This window comes from Rhodoplanes roseus, assembly GCF_003258865.1.
GTDB lineage: Bacteria > Pseudomonadota > Alphaproteobacteria > Rhizobiales > Xanthobacteraceae > Rhodoplanes > Rhodoplanes roseus.
In genome coordinates this window covers 1-2,852 of sequence record NZ_NPEX01000282.1, presented here as the reverse complement: position 1 = coordinate 2,852, position 2,852 = coordinate 1, and the positions used below count along the sequence as shown (strand labels likewise).

Here is a 2,852-nt window from a genome sequence, read left to right as displayed (position 1 = left end):
CGTGGATGGCCGGGACACGCCCGGCCATGACCACTTCTGAGGTTATCCGCCGTGGCGACGAGCGCTGCCGAGCATCCTTCGACCGACGCATCCGCCCACGCCGCGTCCGATCACGACGCGTCTGATCACGCCGCCGCGCCGGTCGCCCGCATCGGGCCGAACGCGATCATCCGGATGATCGAGGCGCTGGACGAGCAGGTCGGCCACGAAGAGACGGCATGGCTGTTCGGGCTGGCCGAGCTGTCGCACCATCTCGAGCACGCCCCCGACCACATGGTCGACGAGCGCGACGTCGTCGCGATCCACACCGTGGTGCGCTCCCAGCTCGGCGCCGCGCGTGCCCGGGAGGTCGGGCGGCAGGCCGGCCTCCTCACCGCCGATTATCTGCTCGCCAACCGCATCCCGAAGGCCATCCAGCCGATCCTGAAGGTGCTACCCGCCGCGATCTCGGCCCGCATCCTGCTCGGCGCGATCGGCAAGCATTCCTGGACTTTCGCGGGCAGCGGCACCTTCGTGGCGGTCGCGGGGCATCCGGTGCGGTTCAGCATCGCCGGCTGTCCGGTGTGCCGCGGCGCCAAGGCGCCGGCGCCGCTGTGCGACTATTATGGTGCCACCTTCGAGCGTTTGTTCCGCACCCTGGTGCATCGAAACGCGCGCGTGATCGAGACCGCCTGCGAAGCGGCCGGCGCACCGGCCTGCGCGTTCGAGATCCGCTGGCGCTGATCGCCTGGTGTCACGGCGCGGCCCATCGCGCCGCGGACCTGACCCAAAGCGACAGACGAAACGTGTCCCGAGTCGCCCTGGGCCCCGGCTCTGCGGTGCATCAGGCCGGCGGCCTGACGCACCTTGTCCGGGGCACAGGTGTTGGAGCAGCTCGTCGAGCAGCGTTGTGCGGCAGGTGCGGGGCCGGCGCAGCACATCGTGCACGCCGAGCATCGCGTCGGAGGATCGAAAGCCGCGGTGTCGCGTTGGCTGGACAAAGGCGCAGTCGCGCCGAGCCCGCCGGGAGCATCTCCCCAGGCCTTCCGTTCAGCCAGACGACGAGGACACCATGTCGTGGGACGCCTTCATCCCGACGCTCGCCTTGATGACGCTCGGGGCCTTCTTCGCTTTCGCCGTGATGCAGCTCTTCGCCTTCACGCGGCGACGCAGCAACCGTGAGGCCCTCAAGCGCTCCTTCTCCGACCACAGCGCCGGCAGCCCGGGCGCGCCGGACCGGTGATCGTGCGTCACCGCCGCCGCGGCATGCGGAAGGGCAGCATCGCCTGCACCCATGGCGCGGCGAAGCGGTCGAGCGACAAGCTCTCGTGCACGGCCGAGACCGGCTCGCCCAACAGGCGTCCGGTGAGCAGCGAGCGCGCGTAGAAGGGCGAGTCCTCGAACGTCTCGGCGACCGTCATGCCGTCCGGGGTGTCGCCGCGCGTCTCGCGCGGCAGCCGCCACAACGTGTCGGGCAGCGCGATGCGGTGTGGCGTCTCGACCGGCGTCACGCCTCCGGCGCGGTCGAACCGCAAGGCGAGGGCGCGCTCCTCGCCGTCGGCGGCCGCGTCGCCGCGGCGGACGGCGTGATACAGCACGGCCGCGCCGTCGGCGAGCGTGGCGCGCGACCAGTCCCAGCGCACGAAGGCGCTCTCCAGCGGCGTCTCGCCGCGGTTGCTGTCGAGATAGCCGTGTCCCCGCCACGACAGGCCCGGCCGCGCCAAGTCGACCTCCACGGAACAGACCGGCGCGATCGGCCGCCACAGATGCAGCCCTGCCGCGTCGAGCGCGAAGCTCGCGCCGGTGAGCGCCGCCGGCCGCACCCGCACGGTGCCGCGCAGGCGCGACGGCACCGGCACGGTGGTCTCGTCGATCGTGATGGTCAGCGTCGTACCGTCCCAGGCGACCGCGCTCGGGCCGATCCGGATCTCGTCCGCGTCGCGGGAGAGCGCATTGCGGCCGCGCTCCGTCATGGCCCAGCGCCGCGTCGCGCCGTAGAGCGCGACGTTGAGGGCGACATGATCCTGCGGATCGGCGGCGCCGCCGGGCGTGCGCCGGCGCGCCCAGGCGTAATAGGGCGAGAAGACACTGCCCACGAAGGCGATGATGGTGAGGCCGTGGCGGCCGTCCTCGCTCAGCGCGTCGACGTACCACCAGAGATAGCCGCCCGGGGCGACCGGCTCGTCGAAGCGCGGTCCGCCGTCGCGGCGGCCGCCGCCAGCCGGCCCGACAGGGCCGCCATCGGCACGCCCGGTCCCGGATGCGTGCTGCCCCCCGCCAGATACAGGCCCGGAATTCTGGTGCGGGATCCCGGCCGTTGGAACGATGCCATCCATCCGTGTGAAGCCCTTCCGTAGAGCGCTCCTCCGGTGCCCGGAAAGAGCCGGTGAAAGTCGGCGGGGGTGGTGACCGTGCAGGCGTCCGGCACGATGCGCAGCCGCAATCCGCAGGCGGCGAGCCGCGCCAGCGTGGCGTTTTCGCAGGCCGCGAGCGCCTCCGGCGAGAACCGCGCCGTGTCGCCGTTCGGCGGCGCGTTGATCAGCATCAGCAGCCGCTCCGGACCGAACGGATCGGCGCTGCCGGGCGCGCGATCCTGGGCGCAGACATAGACGGTGGGATCGGCAGGGACGGCGCGGCCGCGCTGCAGCGCGTCGAACTCGCCCGGATAGTCGCGCGAGAAGAACACCGTGTGATGATGCAGCGCAAAGCCCTCGGCCTCCGCCAGCATGGTCCAGGTGACGGCGGAGAGCGAGCGCGCTTCCGCCGCCACGCGCGGCACCGCGCGGCGCGCCGTGGCGCCGAGCCGGCCGTCGGCGACCGCCGCGACGTCCGCATTGACGATCACGACGTCGGCGGAGAGGCGCTCGCCGCTC

4 protein-coding genes are annotated in these 2,852 nt (G+C 72.4%); 2 read left to right on the top strand and 2 right to left on the bottom strand.

What is annotated here, in order from left to right:
- Nucleotides 1-51: 51 nt before the first annotated feature.
- Together bchJ and CH341_RS34440 are read left to right on the top strand one after the other, a co-directional pair.
- On the top strand, nt 52-723 hold the full coding sequence (bchJ, locus tag CH341_RS25795; RefSeq protein WP_245431250.1) for a bacteriochlorophyll 4-vinyl reductase: 672 nt from the start codon (nt 52-54) through the stop codon (nt 721-723).
- 328 nt (nt 724-1,051) lie between these two features.
- Nucleotides 1,052-1,222: a hypothetical protein gene (locus CH341_RS34440; RefSeq protein ID WP_170149809.1), complete on the top strand. Its 171-nt coding sequence runs from the start codon at nt 1,052-1,054 to the stop codon at nt 1,220-1,222.
- 7 nt (nt 1,223-1,229) lie between these two features.
- Here CH341_RS34440 and CH341_RS25790 read toward each other — a convergent pair whose 3' ends face one another.
- Nucleotides 1,230-2,075, bottom strand: coding sequence for a carotenoid 1,2-hydratase (locus CH341_RS25790; protein ID WP_342635032.1), 846 nt, complete (start codon nt 2,073-2,075; stop codon nt 1,230-1,232).
- 38 nt (nt 2,076-2,113) lie between these two features.
- A partial coding sequence (locus tag CH341_RS25785) for a phytoene desaturase family protein (RefSeq protein ID WP_210208615.1) occupies nt 2,114-2,852 on the bottom strand: 739 nt, incomplete at its 5' end.